Genomic DNA, 20512 nt, shown 5'->3' on the forward strand with positions numbered 1-20512 from the left:
CTCTCTGCTGCACTGGTCGTCAAGTTACCCTGCCCAGCCGTTAGCTGGCACGCTGCCCTATGTAGCCCGGACTTTCCTCCCCTGCTCATCTGTTGCCAGTGTGCAGCGGCGATTGCCTAGTCTACCAAGCGCGCTAGTATAGCAAAATTAATATTACTTTCGGAAAATTTTTTAACTTATTTTTAACGGTGATTTATATAAATTTTTGAGGGAGTAAAAAATCTGCATTGTTACAACTATCATTCCCTTGCACAGGTAAATATAACCAATGCGTATTTGGATAATGCTCAGCTAAATAATTTTGCAAAAAATCAATCGTGCTAGTAGCTATCTGTTTATCCGTCTGAGCAGCATTGTCATGAATATGGTTATAAATAACACTATGAACTTTTAGACCACGCGATGTTATCGCCTCTAAACTCAGCAAAGTATGATTGATACTGCCTAAACGACCGGAGGTGACTAGAATGACCGGATAACCTTGTCCTGCAATATAATCTAAGGTTAATAAATCCTCAGTGATTGGCACCAATAATCCGCCAGCCCCTTCTAGTAGCACCACGTCATACTCGGTTTGCAGACTCTTTGTGGCGCTCGTGATGACATCAGGCTTAAGAATATCGTTAGCAATTTTTGCAGATAAATGCGGTGATGCCGGTTTTTCATAACGATACGGACAAGTCATACTATCAATATCACACAGTTGTAGCGGAATACCCATTAACTGACGATGAGTAATAATATCATCGGCAATACCCATCTCGCCGTTATTTGGATTTATTGCCACCCCAGTTTGTACCAGCTTTTGGGTCATGACATTGACGCCTTGCTGCATGAGTGCTTTGGCAATCATACCTGTCGCATAGGTTTTGCCAATATCGGTATCGATGCCTGAGATAAATAGCACGCTCATAGCTATCCTTACTACCTTTTTGCTATCAAAGAAACTTGGGTTAAATAACTACTGACCACTTTTAATAACGCTTGGCACAAGGTTATAAGCTCGTCATCGGTAATCACATAAGGCGGCATAATATAAACCAACTTACCAAACGGTCTGACCCAAATACCGTTTTCAATTAGTAAAGATTGAAAAACTGGCATATTAACCGAGTCGTTTAATTCGATAACTGCGACTGCCCCTAAACAACGTAATTCCTTAACACCTTCTAGCTTTAATACTGGAGCAAGTTCTTGTTTCATGACAAATTGCATATTTGCCGTGCGTGACTCAATATCATAAGACAATATCAAATCAATCGAAGCACAAGCGACCGCACAGGCTAGCGGATTGCCCATAAAGGTCGGACCGTGCATCAGTGCCGGATACTCACTTTGGCTAATGGTATCGGCAATCTTACGCGTACATAAAGTGGCGGCAAAAGTCATATAGCCGCCAGTAAGCGCCTTGCCTACGGTCATAATATCAGGGCTAATATTGGCATGCTCACACGCAAATAACTTACCACTACGCCCAAAGCCAGTCGCAATTTCATCCGCTATTAATATCACATTATGTTCATCACATAATTGGCGTAATAGTCGTAAATACTGAGGGCTATAAAAGCGCATACCGCCTGCGCCTTGAATAATTGGCTCGATAATAAAGCCGGCAAGCTTATCGCTGTTATTGACAAAAAATGTCGTTAATTTATCACATTCATTTTGGGTAATATCACGCCCAAATCCCATTGGTGGCGCTGGTACGAAGTGTTGCATTGGTAATTGCTTACCATACAAACTGTGCATACCACCAACTGGATCACAAACACTCATTGCATGCCAGGTATCGCCGTAATAACCTGAGTGGGTCGAGGCAAACTGTTGCTTAGTCGGACGCTTCGCAGCGATTTGATATTGCAACGCCATTTTAAGTGCCACTTCTACCGCGATGCTGCCGCTATCAGAATAGAAGATAGCATCGAGTCCAGCAGGGACAATGGAGAGCAGTTTTTTACCTAAATCTATTGCTGGTTGATGGGTCAAACCGCCGAACATGACGTGCGCCATTTTGCCCAACTGCTCAATCATCGCCGCATTTAACTTTGGATGATTATAGCCATGAACGCTTGCCCACCACGATGACATGCCATCAATCAGGCGCGTGCCGTCTTCAGTGACAATATAAATACAATCAGCGTGGTCAATAACAATATTTGGATAACTGGGCGGCAAGCTGGCATAAGGATGCCAGAGATGTTGCTGATCAAAGTCGTTTGTTGGTTTCGTAGATGAGAGTGATGTTGTCATGTTTTATTTACCAGTGATACGCTTATATTTTGACATTAAATCACTTTCAGTTTCGACATGATTAGGATCATGAGGGATACAATCAACAGGGCAAATGACCACGCATTGCGGCTCATCAAAGTGCCCCACGCATTCGGTGCATAAATCAGGGTCAATCACATAAATATCATCGCCTTCTGAGATAGCGTCGTTTGGGCAGGCAGGCTCACATACATCACAGTTGATGCATTCATCCGTAATTAATAACGCCATGAACGGCTCCTTGTTTTTCTATAAGACGTTTATATACTTGAGGCATTTTTGAAAAGATACAGTGCTGCTGGGATAATTTTTTTGTAGCCTTTGTCGGCATAGGCCTGCGTAGGCACAGCAAGCAAGAAAAATTTACCCCAGTAGCGCGTTATAATATTTGTAATTCTTTGATTCAGAATTAACTATATTTATTAAAAGATAAGCAATCTAACAGGTACGCAACCTACTTGCTACCGAGCTTTTGAATAAAAGCTTCAGACACACAGGGCGGCACAAACTTGGTCACATCACCACCCAATTTAGCGATTTCACGAATCATCGTCGATGAGATAAAGGAGTAATTCTGCGATGGTGTTAAAAACACCGCTTCAAAGTTTTCATCTAGCTCGCGATTCATATTCGCCAGCTGAAATTCATACTCAAAATCTGACATCGCACGCAGACCACGCAACACGGCAGTAGCGTTTTTTTCACGCATAAAATCGACCAGCAAGCCCTCAAAACCAACGACAGATACTTGGGGTAAATCAACAAACACCGTCTCGACCAAAGCGACGCGCTCTTCAAAATCAAATAATGGCTTTTTATGGTGCCCTGAAGCGACGGCTATCACTACCTCATCAAACAATTTGGTCGCACGCGTGACTAAGTCCACATGACCATTGGTGATGGGATCAAAAGTGCCAGGGTATAATATTTTGGTATGCAATTTTGAAGAAGTAGGAAGACTCATAGCAGGACCAATATGGTTGGTGATAATGTGGGTGGCAATAATGTGGTATATGCTAGCAAATTTTGCCCAAACTTAATACTTATCTGCTACATTTGTCCTAACAGCGGATTTACCTTTTCACCGACTGCTTTGCTACAATAGTCGGTTCGACTCATCCATCTTATCATTCAAAAAAAGATAACCCAGAGTCAAGGGCGAGGATGAGGAATTAGTAAGACTAGAAAAATAGGGACAGCGTATTTTTAAGAAGTCCTTATGGAGACATTATGTCAAAAAAATCAAAAAAACCAGAAAATCAAATTTGTGCCAATAAAAAGGCTCGTCATGAGTACTTTATTGAAGAAACCTTTGAGGCCGGAGTAGTGCTACAAGGTTGGGAAGTAAAAGCCATTCGCGCTGGTAAAATGACCATTACTGAAGCTTATGTCATCTTCCGTAATGGTGAAGCTTTCTTATTCGGCTCGCATATTCAACCGCTATTAAGTAGCTCAACCCATATCGACCCTGATGGTATTCGTACCCGTAAGCTGCTACTCAATCGCCGCGAAATCGAAAAGCTATTTGGTGCGGTCAACCAAAAGGGCTATTCCTGTGTACCGTTATCTTGCTATTGGAAAAACTCACTGGTGAAATGCCAAATTGGTTTAGCATTAGGTAAGAAACAGCACGACAAACGAAAAACGCTTAAAGACCGTGATTGGGAACGTGACAAACAGCGTGGCTTTAAACAGCATTTAGATTAAAACCCTCTCATTTAAACCGATTGGTTTTAGTCTAAAAGGAACGGACGATTCAGCATTATACTGAATCGTCCGTTTTTATTTAATAAATCAGCTCTATTTATAAAGCTCTAAATATAATAGATACTCTAATTAAGACAAAACAGCGATGCTAGGATGAGCTTTTCGAAGCCTCTGGAGCGACGAAGTTGCACAGCAAGCGAGAAAAACTCATCCTAGTGAAGTTATATTTTTGGTATGTTTTTTATATTTATTTAACGATAACTTGCTCAATTTTTGTCGTTTGCGATTGTTTATGAACACGGCGCAATTGGCGAACCCCATGAGCAATTAGAAAGACAATACCAAGCCAAATTAGTCCGTAGCTATAAATCATTGCTGACTCAAACGGATTACCTAACACAGTGATTGCTAAAATAAATAACAACGCCGGTTCTATATAGCTCATCATGCCATAAACGTTGACGGGTAGCATTTGGCTGGCATCGACGTTGGTTTTCATCGCTAATACACTCATGATGCCAAGTCCGACGAGCATCGCAATAAAGAAACCAGAGCTGCTGACCAAGTGTAAGCTAGTCGGTGCAATAAAGAATAAGTACGCTAAGGCAAACGGGGCGAAGATAGACAAATCGACCAACAAGCCAGTAATCGCACCAATACCTTGCAGACGACGTAAAATATAATAAATAGGATAGGTTCCACAAACCCAAAGCGTCGCCCACGAAACGCTTTGGGTACGCACAATCTCACTACCCACGCCTAGTGCGGCAAAGCCAACCGCCAACCATTGTAAACGACTTAATTTTTCGCCAAATAAGACGCAACCAAAGACCACCATCATCAATGGAAATAAGAAATAACCCATTGCTGTCTGTATGCCTTGTCCATTTACTGGCGCCCACATAAACAACCAAAACTGACTGAGAAATATCGGTGTTGGCAATAGTAACCACGCCCATTGTTTGAACGTACCTAGTGCTTTGAGCTTATCAATGTGCAAACCCAAGCGCCCACTGATGAGTAAATAGCCTATTAATGCCGCCCACATCGCCAGCATGCGCCAGATAAACACTTGTGTGCCTGATAACGGTGCTAAAAAGCTACTGTAAGCATAAAGTACGCCAAACAAGACATTTGAGAATACCGCTAGCAGTACGCCCATGATTAAGGTGCGTTGCTGTGTGCTACCCGCTGTCCACATCGCAGGCAATGGCAAGCGCGAAACAGTGGTTGCTAGCGTATTGGTGAATACAGTGGATAGGATTGAGGTTGACATAAACAGCACCGTAAATAGAAGACGTTAAGCAAATCCATGATTAGTGGGTGTGACTACTGGTCAGCTTTGATTGATACGGTATATTTTAAGATAAAGCTATGAGATATAAATTCTATTTATAATCGATAATGAATAAAATTATCATTTTAAGCACTACAATCTAAATATTTTCTTATAAATTAATTTATAGTGATAATAACGATATATAAAAAATTAATGATGTAATTTTTTGGGAAGAAATACTTTGAGCCAACCTTTAGATAATATCGATAAAGCGATTTTAAACTTACTACAAACGGATGCGACACTGCCACTAAAAGCCGTAGCAGCACAAGTACATGTCTCTATCGCTACTGCCCAGCGCCGCATTCAAGCATTAATTGACAACGGAGTAATTACCAAGCAGGTCGCTATCGTTGAGCCAAATAAGGTTGGTTACGGTCTAACAGCCGTGGTAATGATAGAGATGTTACGTTCTAATAATTCAATGCAGCATCGATTTGAGCGCTTGATGCATGATCAACCACGAGTGATGAGCTGCTATGAAGTATCGGGTGATGCGGATTTTATGTTAATGGTTAATGCCAAAAATATGAATGATTACCATAACTTTACGCGCAATTTGCTGACCTACGAGAACAATGTGCGCAGCTTTAAAAGTCAGTTTGTGATGAATTTTACTAAGAGTGGCACTAAGATTTTGCTTGATTAAATTTTTCTGGAAAATACAGCGATTGCTAAGTATGGTCAGATCTAAATAGAAAATAAGTATTTATATTAAAACGCTTGTATTACTTTAAATGGTCGATATTAGTAATGAATAACTGCTAATATTAATAATAAGTAAATATCGATAATTCGACCTAAATTCAACCTCGAAAATACGGACAAGGATGCCCTCTTATGATTAAAAGTACCGCGCATATCAATATAGAAAAACCTATTCAATCACTGCTAAAACGTATCAATCCAAGAGCAGTCGTATCAGGCGCAGCGCTTGCGACATTACTCGCCAGCTCAGGCTGTGCAACCAGCTCATTATTAGAAAATAATAATCAGGTAACAACCAAGATTAGCAGTAACGTCTTGTCCGAGGATCAAATTGTCGCCTTTGGTCGTCCTGCACAAGCATTACCAAAAATGCCCAACGCTACGATGGTCATCGTCGGTGAAAAGAATAGCTATGTGCTGACTCAAGGTGGCACAGAAATGGTGAGTTTATTGACCAATTTGACCCCAAAAAATATCCAAGTCGATAATGAAATGAAGTTTTATGTACCCAATAACGATGGTTACTTTCAAGGAGAAATGAAGCTTTCTTATGCTAAATTAAAGGATGAGTTCAAGCGTTCTGACTATCAGTTCTTTTTACAAAATAATGGTAAAGAATGCACCTCAGCCAGTGATCAGCGCATCAATGCTCAGCGTTTTTGCTTTAGCGTTCCTGTCAAAGGCGCTATCTACCCACAAGTAAGTAATTTAAGCTTAATTCAATCCAATTATCGCGCCTTAAGCAAACCTTATATGGTCAGCTTTTATACCCAAACACAGCAAAACCAAGTCTCTCGTAATGGACCAAATAGCGCCCAAAAACTGGTCTTACTACCCTTTGCTCTGGCTTTTGACGTGATTACTTTTCCTTTCCAGTTATTAGAGCAATAAATTTACTCTACTAAAGACTGCTGAAAACAAGGAGGCTGCTCATTTTTGGCAGCTTCCTTACTTGTATATTACCTTACGCTATCAATAACTTATCGCCAATCGTTTATCACCGTTTATCACATAATGAGTGCAATTCATGTTAAAATGAGCGCCTTTAATTTAGCCATTATTGTCGTTTATTAATAGGGGCTATATTTTCAGTGCCATTTTTCTAATTAACAGGTCCGCTCATGTCTGCCGATACCATCGCCCGCACCGCCTTTAAACAAGGCACCAAACCGCTTTACGACTATGACAAACACTGGGCGAGCTGCTACGAGCCTGCGCCTTATTTACCGATGAATCGTGCTGAGATGGACGCGCTTGGCTGGGATGCTTGTGACGTTATCATTATCTCGGGCGACGCCTATGTCGATCACCCAAGCTTTGGTATGGCGATTATCGGACGCTTGCTAGAATCACAAGGCTTTCGCGTTGGTATCATTGCTCAGCCAGATTGGAAAAGTAAAGACGCCTTTATGGAGCTTGGCAAGCCAGTCTACGCTTATGGTGTGACTGCCGGTAATATGGATAGCATGATTAACCGCTACACTGCCGACCGTAAGATTCGTAGTGATGACGCTTACTCTCCGGGTAATGTTGCAGACAAACGCCCTGACCGCGCTGCTATCGTTTATAGCCAGCGCTGCCGTGAAGCCTATCCTGATGTGCCCATTATCTTAGGCGGTATCGAGGGCAGTTTACGCCGTATCGCTCATTATGATTACTGGTCGGATAAAGTCCGTCGTAGTATCTTGATGGATGCCCGTGCCGATGTTTTATTATACGGTAATGCCGAGCGCGCTATCGTCGATGTGGTACACGGTCTCTCAAAAGGCTATACCTTTGAGCAAATGAGCAAGTTGCGCGGTACAGCGTATTTATTGACCCCGACGCGTCGTCACTGGCAAGCAGATATGACCGAAGTCGCTAGTAATGACGTTGATACGGTCGGTCGTGTTGATCCGATTATCAATCCATATGTGATGACAGAAGACGTTGATCAATGTTCAATCGAGCAAGAAAAGCCGTCTGACTCACCGGTTGGGCAAGCGCTTTCGGGAATGGCAGGGCAATATCCGGGTTTCGTTTCTGAGCCTGTGACCAATAAAATTCTGAATGCTGATCAAGTTGATGAAGAAACGCAAGTCGTACAAATGCGCGGCTTTGATAAACCGCAGACCGCTCGCAAATATAAACTAAAAATGCCAGCACGCGAGCAAACCGTGATTCGCTTGCCTGACTATGAGCAGGTCAAATCTGACCCAGTATTATATGCGCATGCTAGCCGTATCTTGCATCTTGAGACCAATCCGGGTAATGCCCGTGCGCTCGTCCAGCGTCATAGTAGCGGTGCAGGTAACTCATTTACCTCTATCGATGTGTGGCTCAATCCACCACCGATTCCGCTATCAACGGAAGAGATGGATTATGTATTTGACTTGCCTTATGCACGTCTGCCGCATCCAAGTTATGGCGATGCGCGCATTCCTGCTTATGACATGATTAAATTCTCAGTGAATATTATGCGTGGCTGTTTCGGCGGTTGTACTTTTTGTTCTATCACCGAGCACGAAGGACGCATTATCCAGAACCGCTCAGAAGAATCTATCCTACGCGAAGTTGAAGCCATTCGTGATACGGCACCGAACTTTACTGGGGTCATATCAGACCTTGGTGGCCCAACTGCCAATATGTATCGTCTCAACTGTAAAGACGAAACCATTGAAAAAAATTGCCGTAAGCCATCGTGTGTCTATCCTGATGTCTGTGAAAACCTGATTACCGATCATAGTAATTTGACCAAGTTGTATCGTAAAGCACGTGATATTAAGGGCGTGAAGAAAATCCTTATCGCCTCAGGTCTACGTTATGATTTGGCGATTAAAGACCCTGAATACGTCAAAGAATTGGTGACCCATCATGTCGGTGGTTATCTAAAAATTGCGCCTGAGCATTCAGAAGAAAACGTTTTATCAAAAATGATGAAACCGGGCATGGGCAACTATGACAAGTTTAAAGCCATGTTTGAGCAGTACAGCCAAGAAGCAGGCAAAGAGCAGTATTTGATTCCTTACTTTATCGCTGCCCATCCGGGTACCAAAGATGAAGATATGATGAATCTGGCGCTTTGGCTAAAAGGTCATGGCTACCGCGCTGACCAAGTGCAGGCTTTTTATCCAAGCCCGATGGCGACGGCAACCACCATGTATCATACCCATAAAGACCCACTGCATAAAATCAGTCGTAGTGAAGGTGATATGGATATCGTCAAATCTGGTAAGCAGCGTAAATTGCATAAAGCCTTTTTACGCTATCACGATCCAAAAAACTGGGTATTATTGCGTAAAGCACTACAAGATATGGGACGTGGTGATTTGATTGGCAAAAATCGTGGCTGCTTAATTCCACCATTTAATGCCAGCTTAGAAGGGCGTGAAGCCGCGCAAGATAGCTATCAATCGGCACGTAAAAAGAACAGCCGCTTAGGTAATGATTCAGTGAAGCGTAGCAATAAAACAGCTGATAGCTGGTCAGGTAAAGCTACTACTGGCAAAAGCGCTGGTAGCAAAAAGAATGTGAGTAAAGGTAATTTCCAAACTCAGCATACTGGTCTACCGCCACGCAAAACCAAATAAATAAAGCGGTAGCTCATACTACCAAGTTAATTTATTTTTAAAACCATCAAAACGTCTTAATTAAGTTCAATAAAAAGCGCCCATCGACTCTTCAATCGATAGGCGCTTTTTATTTGAACCATTTTATATCTTTGGCTCATTTACTGTTTAAGTTGCTCACATTTAGTTGTTGTTTAAAACACTTTAAATGAACGTTACATTAGTCAGTTATTAAGTAACTAAATGAACACGTAACAAACAATTTCTAACATTATATAAGCGCTTTCTTCGTTAGTATGTGCGCTATGTGCTTAACGCACAGTTAATCAGAAATACACGATCATTTTTATGCCTTTGGAGAAAACCATGAATACCCTAATTAAACTTGCTACTGCCCTACCTGCACTTGCCCTATTGAGCGCCTGTGCGACTACCGCTCCTACTACGCCAAATACTCCTGCGTCAGAAAGCGTGACTGATGCCGCTTATGACCGCATGGCACCTGCACCTTATACTTGTACTGATGGCAGCACTATCAACGCAAAACAGTCAATCAACAAAAAACAAGTGATGCTAAATGCTACCTTGCCTAAAGTAAACTGGGCAAACCAGCCAATCATCCTAAATGGCGCTGTTCAAGGCGATACCGCAAGCTATGTGAATGAATCAAACCCAGAAGTGGTCTATGCATGGCACATGAAAGGCGACAAAGGTATCTTCGCTATGAAATGGGCAAATGGTAAAGAATACCAAGTAAACTGCCAAGTAGGTAGATAGTCATTTCGGTTTAATCGTTCATTTATAATGATAAATCTATCATTGTTAAACTGAGCAATAGCATAAACAGTCATCGAAAGGTGGCTGTTTTTTTATGCCTGCTGTTTCAAATAGCTTTATAAATAACGATGGCATTATTTAATTTTACGATATTAAACCGTCAGCATTCTGATGTATTTAACTAGAGAAGCGGTACGAAAGCTGTCAAAATAGCCAATGCATAAAAACAACTCATAATGAATAAAAAAGGATACCTCGATGTCAAAGCGTCTTATAACCATGCTTATCATTACGACTGCCAGTATGTGGGCGCTGGCAGGCTGCGACAACAGCGCTGATACTGCTAATAAGAATACTGATACGGCAGTATCGACGACCGACTCAGCGACAGTAAATACGATTGATTGGTCAGCAATGGATAGCGGTGAGAAGCCAGCCGATCTTACTAACTATCAATATCCGTTTGCGCTTGATAGCCAAAATGTCCGCGACTACGCAGAGTATTTCAAAGTAGATAATGCTACGGCTCAGCATAATCTGACGGTGAGCATGGCAAGTAATGAGGCGCTATCAAAAGCCTTGGATCAGCTAAGTGAAAGCTATGTCTCACATGAGCTGACCGATAATAAAGACATTAAGCTAATCATTCATACCACGCCTGACATCGCTGCTGGCAGCTATGACTATGTGTTAGAAGGTGACTTTGGTAAAGGGTTGGTATTGCCTATCGTGATTATGCCGGATGGTGTGAAAGGTAATGTTGTTCCTCACGGGGGTTCGTAGACGCTGGATAAGTCAGATCAATTGAATCAGTAATTAGCATATTCGATAAAGATTATTTAAGAGAAAGGTTTTGGGGTTGGTATAGCTTGGATGGTCATTCGTGCAAAAGTGTGGCGCAATTTTAGATTTGCAAGGATAACTCTCTTAATAAAATGATATTTAATAGTAAAATTATAGACTATAGTTTATAATTTTAGTTATATAAAATTGATTTTACATAGTATTTGCCACAGCTTATAGCTTACTAAAAAACTTAAAGCTAAACGTCGAGGCAAAATCATCCTAAATAACCTTTATTAAAAAGAGTCAGCATGTTTAATCATAATAGAATACGTCTGAGGATTACTGGATTTGCACTGTTGATAGCCGTTAGTGCGTTAACCGCTTGCTCTAATAGCACCGCTAATACCACCAGCTATTCCACAGAAGATATTCAAATCCTAGCTTCAAGGGTTAAGGCCAAAGAAGTCACCATTTATAGCACGTCCGACTGCCTTTACTGCAATCAAGCAAAAAGCTGGATGAATGAGAATAATATTGCTTTTACCGATTGTGACATAGAAACCAGCCAGCAATGCGAAAAAAAATACAAATACTATAAAGCCGATGGTGTTCCCTTTATCGTCGTAAAACGACAGGGCAAAGAGTACCTGATGCGAGATGGATTTGATAGCGACGAGCTGTTAGCAGCACTACAAGACGGCGCGTTATAGAATTGAGTTTCCAATAACTTATTTTCTGCTTTGCAGCTCAGCTGATTAAACCTACCGATAAGGGTTGTTTGAGAGTTTGATTTTGATCTTATGAAGATCATTTCCTATTTGGAATTTTGGATATAGTTTCCATCAATAAGCTTTTGAACTCTTTATAGCAACTTATCGCTTTCTTAAATTCTTCGAGATTCGCGTTAAATAATATGTTTCTATCCAATGGTTGCTTTCCGCCAAAGCTATAGGCTATTGAAGTATTACCTTTGACTTCTACTTCTGAGTAGCTACCATCTGCATTCTCTTCCATTTTTGTTGTTTTTATAATGGTTCTAATAACAGGGGATACGATACCAGCTGTTATCCTCGGAGCGATATTGTGGCTATTTAGATTCCTATAGTCTCCAGTCAATTTTTTCTGATAGTGTCTATCATTTAAGCTCATTAATTCATAAAAGAAATCATTATAATCACAGAAATGTAAAACCTTTCGCAATATTTTTTCTTTTTTCCTTCTATTAAGATATATCGGTTCCAATTTAGGCAAAATAGGATCATAGCCTCTAATTTCATCCTTATACTTTTTATCAAAAGCTAATCGTATTTGATGGAAGTTTTCAATACCAACACTGATAAAAGTATCTTTGATTCTGCTAGGTACGAATAAGCACTTATTAATAATTAACTCTAAGAACTCACTCTCAAGTTCCCATTCTTTTTGCTCATCTTTCTTGTAAAAATCTAACACTTTATTCCACGCATACCAACGATGAAGTAAATGACACCATTCATTAAGAATATTAGTAATCTCTCTTAGGTCATCTTCTATCATCATTCTTCCAAAGATATCTATATCTCTATCATGGATAAAATCAAACTCATAGCTCAAATAATGTAATTCAGACTCTAAATCTCCAGACGAGAAAATTTGTAAATATTCCTCATAAGCTTTTTTTAAAAATGCATTAGCATCTATCTGGTTTCCTAACATAAAAAACCCTCATTATTCATTAAAGCTTAGTTGCGTGAGTGGTGCAGAGAATAATTAAAAGAAAAATAAGCCTGATAATCTTTGGTGGGTCAAGCTATCGCGAACCCACCCAACTTTTTTAATTTATGAACTTTTTAATAACACCAAAAACTCTTCTTCACCCACCACTTTTACGCCTAGTTTCTCAGCCTTCGCCATCTTCGAGCCAGCCTTATCGCCTGCCAGTAGCGCAGTGGTTTTGGCGGAGATACTGCCTGAGACTTTGGCACCGAGCGCTTGTAGTTTGGCTTTGGCTTCATCGCGCGCCATACTATCAAGCGCACCCGTGATGACCCACGTTTGCCCATCGAGCGGCAATCCTTCTGATCCTACTTGCTCAACTTTATCCCAATGCACACCTGCTTCGCGTAATGCCGTGATGACTTCGATATTGTGCGGTGCGCGGAAGAATTTATAAGCAAGCTCAGCAGTGATAGCGCCAACATCAGGTGTTACTAATAATGCTTCAATATCAGCAGCCATTAACACATCAAGGTCGCCAAATTGTTGGGCAAGATTCTGCGCCGTTGTTTCACCAACACCGCGAATACCCAGCGCATAGATAAAGCGTGAAAGTGTCGTATGTTTACTAACTTCGATAGCGCTAAGGATGTTTTGTACCGACTTTTCGCCCAGTTTCTCAAGCGTAATCAGCTCCTCTTGATGATTGTACAATTGATAGATATCAGCGACTGTCTTGATCAAGCCATGCTCAAAAAAGCTAATCAACCAACTTGCCCCTAAGCCATCGATATCCATCGCTCGACGCGAGACGAAGTGAATGAGTGCTTCTTGCTGCTGCGCGGGACAGAACAGTCCACCGGTACAACGCGCCAACGCTTCATCTTTAGGCAACACCACAGGAGAGTTGCACACTGGGCAGGTCGACGGTAGCTGTACCGGTTCAGAATCTTCTGGACGTTGCTCATGCCAGACGCGTGTGACTTTAGGAATAACATCGCCTGCACGGTGGATACTGACCATATCGCCTGCCCGTACATCCAATCTTTGAATCTCACCAAAGTTATGCAAGGTGACATTACTAACGGTTACGCCGCCGACTTTCACTGGCTCAAGCTTACCAACTGGAGTAATTGCGCCAGTGCGCCCAACTTGCCATTCAATAGAGCGCAAACGGGTCATGACGGTTTCGGCAGGGAATTTATAAGCGGTTGCCCAGCGCGGCTCCCGTGATAAAAAACCAAGCTGCTGCTGTAACGCTAAGCTATTTACCTTGATGACCATGCCATCAATCTCAAACGGCAAATCGCTACGCCCTTCAACCACCGACTCATAGTAGGCTTGCGCCTCGCGTGGATTTTGCACGACCTCGACAGCACTGACGGTAAAGCCGATGTCTTTTAGCCAAGCAAGGGCTGCTGATTGGGTGTCAATGGTGACTGGTAGACCTTGATTAACCGAATAGCAATAGAAGGCTAATGGACGACTGGCGGCGACGCTTGGGTCGAGCTGACGTAAGCTTCCAGCAGCGGCATTGCGTGGATTGGCAAATATTTTTTCTTCATTCTCTGCCGCTAAGCGATTAAGGCGCTCAAAACCCGCCTTTGGCATCAGCACTTCGCCGCGTACTTCTAATAGCTCAATATCAGCAGCATTAGAGAGCCAAAGTGGCAAGTTACGAATGGTTTTGGCATTTTGAGTGATGTCCTCGCCTGTTTGCCCATCACCACGCGTGACCGCTTGCACAAATTTGCCATAAACATATTTAAGCGAGACCGCTAGCCCATCAAGTTTTAACTCCATTTCATATTCAGGACTTTGTTGCGCGACACTTAAACGGTCGTTAACACGGCGCATAAAATCACGCAGATCATCATACTCAAAGACGTTGCCAAGCGAGAGCATGGCGATATCATGAGTCACTTGCGTAAAAGCAGATAGTGGCATATCACCGACTTGATTGATGGGACTGTCAGGCTGCAGTAAATCTGGATATTGTTCTTCCAGCGCCAATAAAGAGCGGCGCAACTGATCGTATTCGCTGTCTTCTAAGATGGGATTATCGAGCACATAGTAAGCATAATTATGGGTTTTAAGCGACTCAATAAACATACGCATATGGGCGACAATTGCTTTATCGTCTGTGGCAGTTTTTATAGCGTTACTATTGTTGTCACTAGCGTTGGATGTGGTCGGTAATGTAGGATCAGTCATAGTCGGCGTCTTTACGATTCAAGATGCCGATATCATAACAAGTTTGCAGGATACTCGGATAAGATTTTACAGAAAATCAGGATAATGGAAAAATAAAAAAAGGCAAATAACGTCACAAGCGCTATTTGCCTTTTAGATGATTGATAAGCACTTTTAAATTTTGATTTGCTTAACCTTCATAGTCACGGACTTGATTACGCAGCTGCTGCTTGTATTCTGGGGTAATTGGTTCATTTTCTTCATCAAGCATAATAGCGTCTAAATCGCTTGCCATCATATAAGCAACGCTCATCATACTATCAAAACTGCGCAGTGCTTGCGGATGCGGTAAAGACAAAAATACCACTACACCATTATAACTATTGGTCGCCACGCTATGCGGATCAAAAGGCGCGATACCACTATCGGTGATGCCCATCATACTGAACCATAGCATACCCGTACCGTCTTTTTGCTCATAGCGATGGAACATATTCATCGCCCCGTAGCGCAGACCATATTTATCAATTAACGCCAATAAATCACGACCACGAATCACCGCTGCTGGACGGTCGCGATATTGGTGCGGCAATATGGTGATATTGATGTTGTCTTTAGCATTAATCAATGGACCGTTTTGCCCTTCATCAACCGGCTCTGATAGATGCTGGTCAAGGATTGGGCTATTATCGTTAAAGCTTGGCTCTTCTGCCGTATCAATTGATGGCATCAGGCTGTCAGTGGCAGACATCAAACTTGAAAATGCATCAGGCTCTTGCTCGATATGCATGTGCTCAGCAGTTTCTGCAAATTCGCTGTTATCGGCATACTGCGGCTCCGCCTGCCAGCGTGCATAATCTTCTTCATCAATGATATTATCATCCATTGTATGACCGTTTATAGTATTGTGCTCAGCCGCCAGCTGTGCATCGACATGAGTATGTGATTGAGTCAAAGGTTCTTCTTCAACAACCGCATTTAAATAACTGCGGTCAGGGCCGATGCTCGTCTCGCCAGCGACCGTATCATCCAAGTCTGGCTGATCGACGATATTGCGCTCATGACGCGGTATGATGGGAATACCATTTTTATCATAATTGACCGCGGCAACTTCAGCGTTTTTGCGGCGCTTAAAGCTACGAATGACCATAAACAGCCCTGCAAGCACGATAAATGCGGCAATGGCGATCAATATAAACTGAATAGCGGTCATGAGAAATACATCCTAATATATGACAAAAGGGAATACACAAGAGGGGATAAATGGCAATAGTCTAGCATGGCTAATTAATATCGTCACCATCTAGTCATCGTTTAACGTCAGTCCGACATACTTGCGTGACGTTACAACCTCAGCCTTAACTATAACACTAGCAGCGGCTACCAGTTATCACTTATTTTTGCTACACAGCGATGCTGTTAATCAGAAAGGTAGCGTGCCGCCTCATCGAGTGAGACACTGACTAAAGTAGAAATGCCGGCGCTTGGCATCGTGACGCCCTTTAGCTCATCAGCAATCTGCATCGTCAGCTTATTATGACTAATAAAGATAAACTGTAAATCGTCTGCCAATTCATGAATGAGACTGGTAAAGCGTGCGACATTAGCATCATCAAGCGGCGCATCAACTTCATCAAGCACACAAAACGGTGCTGGATGCTGCTTAAATATCGCAAAAATCAAACTCAGCGCGGTGAGGGTTTTTTCACCGCCTGATAATACTGCCAAGCGACTATTACGTTTGCCTTTTGGTTGTGCCATTAAGGTCAGTCCTGCCCGCCATTGTTCTGATTTTGGCGCATTAGCAGGCATATCGTCGGTGTTAAGCGTTAAGCTGGCGTGTCCGCCGCCAAAGACTTTGGCAAATAAATTGGCAAGCTCATTATTGACCGCATTAAGCGTCTGTATAAACAGCGTCTTGGTGGTTTCATCAATAGAGGCAATTGCTTCAGTCAATGTCTGCATACTGGCCGCAATATCTGTTGTCTGCTGCGCGAGTGGCTCTAAGCGCTCATTAACTTCTGCCAATTCTGCCACTGCCGCAAGATTGACCGCACCTATTTTGCTTAATTGCTGCTCAAGCTTACTACGCTCAGACTCAAGCTCAGCGATTTTTTCTGGGCGTACGCGGCGATCATGCGCGATAAAGTCCGCCAATAGATTTGAGACACTCATCACTTGTTGCTGATGCTGATGCTGATGCTGTGGATGCTGCCGTAAGTCCGACTGCGCTTTATATTTATGACTGATGCGATAGTATGCGTCTAGGGCATCTTGCGTATGGCTGCTGGCATCATCCAATCGTGCCGCACTTAATGCCAGCTCCGTACTATGATGAGCAAGCTCGCTTTGTTGTGTTTGCAATGACTGTTGCAGCGTCTCTAACGCCGTCTGCTGCTGAGCGTAGTCTTGCTTAAGCGCCGTCAATGCGGTTTCGTGCGTCGTCAATAACTTCTGCTGCTCATCGCGCGCGGTTTGTGCCGTCTGCAATGCTGCTTGCAGTGCTGGCAGCTTGTTTTGCTGCTGTTCATAATTTGTCTGTAAAACTTTCTCACTTTGTAGCGACTTCTCATATTGCGCACTTGCCCGTGCAAGACTGCTAACGCTATGTTCTAGCCGCATGTCGCTCTGCTGAATACGCAGTTGTAAGGCTTGCCAAGCATCGTCATCGGCTTGACGGCTACGAGCAAGCTCACTACGCTCAGCTTGTAATTGCTGGCTTATCGTACGGGCATCAGCTATTTGTGGCGTCAGCGCTGCTATCTCGCTTTGGATATGCTGCTGCTCCTCATTAAGTGCTTGTAGCTCTTGCGTCAATTCTTGCTGCTCTTGCTCAAGGGCGGCTTTATCAGCATTTAGACGTTCACTGTCAGCTTGCAGGCGCTCAGCGTTAGCTTGTTGGGTAGTTAGTTGCTGCTGATAGTTATGTTTATCACAGATTAATTGCTCAGCTTGAGCGCGAGTCTCTTCCAAACTTATCGTTAATGCATCGTAGTCACGCTGGTTTTTAGCAAGGGCTTGTTGCTGAGCTTGTATCTTGGTTTCAAACTCATCAAGCAGTATTTCTAATCTTTCTAAACGCGTGCGCTGTTGTAAGCGCTGAGTTAAAAATTGGCTGTTACTGTTATTGCTACCATTCTGTCCATCTTGCGCGCCCGCAAACTTATTGAGATTAATCGTACCCTGACGACTGATAAGCCAACCATCAGTCGTTAGCAAAATGCCTGACGATGGTAAACCTTTTAAGATAGCAGTAAGTTCTGCGAGAGAATGCTGCTGAGTCGTTTCAGGTTGCGTAATATATAAATAACACTGCTGCCAAAGCGCCAATGTTGGCTGCGTAATCAGCTGTGATAAGGGCAGTATTTTATCAATCAAGTTATCTGGTAAATCATTAATAAATAGCGCTGCATTCACGTCATTTTTTTTAGAAGATAACCATAAGCTGTGACCCATTTCTATTTTGCTCAATGAGTTATCTTTTGTATTAATCTGCGCGTTTTGAGTGTTTTGATAAGCAAATAAATCGGTTAAGTTAGGCTCAAGCACCTGCCATAAGCTGTGCGTTTTCTCAGAGGCGTCAATAGCGTTATCAATGCTTGATGGGTTAATTTGGTTAGAGACTAGCACATGGCTGTCCAACCATAACGCCAACACACTATCGAGTAGCGCTGCGTGTTGTTGTCCTTTTGCACTCAGCTCAATATGCTCACGCAAAGTTGTAATGGCTAATTGGTTATCGTTATTTGCTACCTTATTTTCTAAGCCAGTTTCTGTTCGGTCAGCTTCTATTTCAGTCGCTGGCTGTTGAGATTTTAGTATCGGCTTCGGATGCAACATTTGATGTAAGGTATCGTATTCACTCGCCAAGACAGCGTGGCGTTTTTCATTCTCACTCAACTCGCGCTGCTGCGTGTTTAAGCGCTGCTGCAAATCGTGCGCGCGCGGTTGTAGTTCAGACAGTCGTTCATCGACGCTATCTTGTTGGCGCTCCACCTGCTGCAACTGTTTATTTAGCTCAGTCACTTGTATCTCTAGCGTCTGCTGCAAGTCTTGCGCGTCATTTATCTGTTCATCAGTATTTTCAGCTCTATTAGGATTATCAATAGGCGATAGTGACTGTTGTAATTGCTGCCAGAGATTCTGCCAGTTTTGCTGGCGACGCTGCCACTTATCATGGTTTTGCTGATAACGTTGTTGTGCTTGGCTATTGATAGCTTGTTGTTGCTCAAGCGTGCGCGCATTGTCTTGCAAACGGGATAGCTGGTTTTGCGCCTCATGCCATGCGCGCTGCAACGGTTGCTCGTTGCATTTATGTGACTCACGTTTACTGCCTAATTCGCTAAGCTGTGGACGCAATGCGGCTAATGACTCTTGCTGCTCGGCTTGCTCGGCTTTTAATTGTTCAATCTCATCAACGGCTTGCGTGCGCTGCTGATCTAAGCTATTTAATTGCTGCTTAATGGCAATCAGCTGTGACTTTGTATCGCTTAGTTGATGCTGCGCTTGTTGATGGCTTAATTGCTGCTGATAATGAGCGCTTTGGGCATCGTCCTTTATCCATTGCTCTTGATTGATGTGAGCAGCCAACTTATCTTGCGTGGCTTTTAGAGTCTTGTAGCTGGCTTGCAAAGTTGCGACTTCTACAGCACTACGCTCATGGGCTATTTTTTGCTGCTGCTGATTGTGTTTGGCTTGATATAACTGCTGAATGGCAAGTTGCTGCTTAATATCAGCAAGCGTTAATGCCAATTCCTCATAACGCTCAGCACTGGCTGCTTGTTTGGACAGTCTCTTTTGTTGGCTGACCAACTCGCTTTGCATATCGTACAGGCGTGCTAAATTATCTTGCGTCTTCTCTAACTTTTTTTGTGTTTCCTCGCGGCGTGCTTGATAGCGTGACACGCCTGCCGCCTCTTCGATAAATTCACGTAGCTGCAATGGATTAGAATCAACGATGCGCCCAATCATGCCCTGCTCGATGACCGCATAACTACGTGCGCCAAGTCCCGTCCCTAAGAACACATCAATCACATCGCGGCGGCGACAGCGTGTACCATTAATAAAATAATCTGAGCGCCCCTCTAAATTTACCTGACGGCGAACGGACAGCTCTTGATAGAGGTTGAACTCATGGCGAATACCCGTTTGCTCATCTTGGGTATGCTCAAAGGTTAGCTCGACACTAGCGACACTTTTTGCGGCTTTATCTTGCGTACCGGCAAAGATGACATCACTCATCGCGCCACCACGTAATTGCTTGGCAGAAGTTTCGCCCAACACCCAACGAATGGCATCAATGACGTTCGATTTGCCACAGCCGTTAGGCCCGACAATGGCAGTAATGCCTCGAGGAAAGGTAAAAGTGGTTGAGTTAGCAAAGGATTTAAAGCCTGCCAATTTTAGAGATTTTAAACGCATGAAAAGTCAGTAATATCAGCAAAAACAGGCGGCTATTCTACCTGAAATTGTGGGAAGTTTTAAGGGT

The 20512-nt window shown here is 42.9% G+C and carries 16 protein-coding genes; 7 read left to right on the top strand and 9 right to left on the bottom strand.

Going from position 1 to position 20512, the window contains the following annotated elements:
* Positions 1-193: 193 nt before the first annotated feature.
* The 4 genes from bioD to coaD all read right to left on the bottom strand — a co-directional run bounded on the left by bioD (position 194) and on the right by coaD (position 3235).
* Entirely contained in the window at positions 194-913 is a 720-nt protein-coding gene (gene bioD, locus WAZ74_RS09660) for a dethiobiotin synthase (RefSeq protein WP_422308090.1), read from the bottom strand.
* A gap of 11 nt (positions 914-924) precedes the next feature.
* Positions 925-2250 (bottom strand): adenosylmethionine--8-amino-7-oxononanoate transaminase, encoded by a 1326-nt coding sequence (gene bioA / locus WAZ74_RS09665; RefSeq protein WP_422308091.1) that lies wholly within the window; start codon positions 2248-2250, stop codon positions 925-927.
* Positions 2251-2253: 3 nt separating this feature from the next.
* Positions 2254-2502 (bottom strand): YfhL family 4Fe-4S dicluster ferredoxin, encoded by a 249-nt coding sequence (locus tag WAZ74_RS09670; protein ID WP_201562428.1) that lies wholly within the window; start codon positions 2500-2502, stop codon positions 2254-2256.
* 223 nt (positions 2503-2725) lie between these two features.
* Positions 2726-3235, bottom strand: a complete 510-nt coding sequence (gene coaD / locus WAZ74_RS09675; RefSeq protein WP_422308092.1) for a pantetheine-phosphate adenylyltransferase — start codon at positions 3233-3235, stop codon at positions 2726-2728.
* 266 nt (positions 3236-3501) lie between these two features.
* Between coaD and smpB the strand changes: the two genes are divergently transcribed.
* Positions 3502-3978, top strand: coding sequence for an SsrA-binding protein SmpB (gene smpB, locus WAZ74_RS09680; protein WP_422308093.1), 477 nt, complete (start codon positions 3502-3504; stop codon positions 3976-3978).
* Positions 3979-4225: 247 nt separating this feature from the next.
* On the opposite strand, the gene rarD is transcribed toward smpB, so the two are convergent.
* Complete coding sequence (rarD, locus tag WAZ74_RS09685) at positions 4226-5254, bottom strand: EamA family transporter RarD (RefSeq protein ID WP_422308094.1); 1029 nt, start codon at positions 5252-5254, stop codon at positions 4226-4228.
* A 244-nt stretch (positions 5255-5498) separates the two neighbouring features.
* Here rarD and WAZ74_RS09690 point away from each other — a divergent pair, with 244 nt between their 5' ends.
* From WAZ74_RS09690 to WAZ74_RS09715, 6 genes are all read left to right on the top strand, one after another.
* Positions 5499-5966 (top strand): Lrp/AsnC family transcriptional regulator, encoded by a 468-nt coding sequence (locus WAZ74_RS09690; RefSeq protein WP_422308095.1) that lies wholly within the window; start codon positions 5499-5501, stop codon positions 5964-5966.
* A 191-nt stretch (positions 5967-6157) separates the two neighbouring features.
* On the top strand, positions 6158-6916 hold the full coding sequence (locus tag WAZ74_RS09695; RefSeq protein WP_422308096.1) for a hypothetical protein: 759 nt from the start codon (positions 6158-6160) through the stop codon (positions 6914-6916).
* Between the two features lie 230 nt (positions 6917-7146).
* Positions 7147-9594: a YgiQ family radical SAM protein gene (locus WAZ74_RS09700; protein ID WP_422308097.1), complete on the top strand. Its 2448-nt coding sequence runs from the start codon at positions 7147-7149 to the stop codon at positions 9592-9594.
* Between the two features lie 345 nt (positions 9595-9939).
* Positions 9940-10350: a hypothetical protein gene (locus tag WAZ74_RS09705; protein WP_422308098.1), complete on the top strand. Its 411-nt coding sequence runs from the start codon at positions 9940-9942 to the stop codon at positions 10348-10350.
* A gap of 258 nt (positions 10351-10608) precedes the next feature.
* Positions 10609-11133 (top strand): hypothetical protein, encoded by a 525-nt coding sequence (locus WAZ74_RS09710; protein ID WP_422308099.1) that lies wholly within the window; start codon positions 10609-10611, stop codon positions 11131-11133.
* A 311-nt stretch (positions 11134-11444) separates the two neighbouring features.
* Positions 11445-11846 carry a glutaredoxin family protein gene (locus tag WAZ74_RS09715; protein ID WP_422308100.1) on the top strand — a complete coding sequence of 134 codons (402 nt, stop codon included), beginning with the start codon at positions 11445-11447 and terminating at the stop codon, positions 11844-11846.
* A 97-nt stretch (positions 11847-11943) separates the two neighbouring features.
* Here the strand turns inward: WAZ74_RS09715 and WAZ74_RS09720 are convergent, their stop codons facing one another.
* The 4 genes from WAZ74_RS09720 to WAZ74_RS09735 form a co-directional block, all read right to left on the bottom strand.
* Complete coding sequence (locus WAZ74_RS09720) at positions 11944-12831, bottom strand: hypothetical protein (protein WP_422308101.1); 888 nt, start codon at positions 12829-12831, stop codon at positions 11944-11946.
* Positions 12832-12954: 123 nt separating this feature from the next.
* Positions 12955-15045 carry an NAD-dependent DNA ligase LigA gene (gene ligA / locus WAZ74_RS09725; protein ID WP_422308102.1) on the bottom strand — a complete coding sequence of 697 codons (2091 nt, stop codon included), beginning with the start codon at positions 15043-15045 and terminating at the stop codon, positions 12955-12957.
* A gap of 169 nt (positions 15046-15214) precedes the next feature.
* Positions 15215-16237 carry a cell division protein ZipA C-terminal FtsZ-binding domain-containing protein gene (locus WAZ74_RS09730; RefSeq protein WP_422308103.1) on the bottom strand — a complete coding sequence of 341 codons (1023 nt, stop codon included), beginning with the start codon at positions 16235-16237 and terminating at the stop codon, positions 15215-15217.
* Between the two features lie 206 nt (positions 16238-16443).
* Positions 16444-20445 (bottom strand): AAA family ATPase, encoded by a 4002-nt coding sequence (locus tag WAZ74_RS09735; RefSeq protein WP_422308104.1) that lies wholly within the window; start codon positions 20443-20445, stop codon positions 16444-16446.
* Between the last annotated feature and the right edge of the window lie 67 nt (positions 20446-20512).

The sequence above is a fragment of the Psychrobacter sp. genome, from assembly GCF_049295055.1.
Taxonomy (GTDB): Bacteria; Pseudomonadota; Gammaproteobacteria; order Pseudomonadales; family Moraxellaceae; genus Psychrobacter.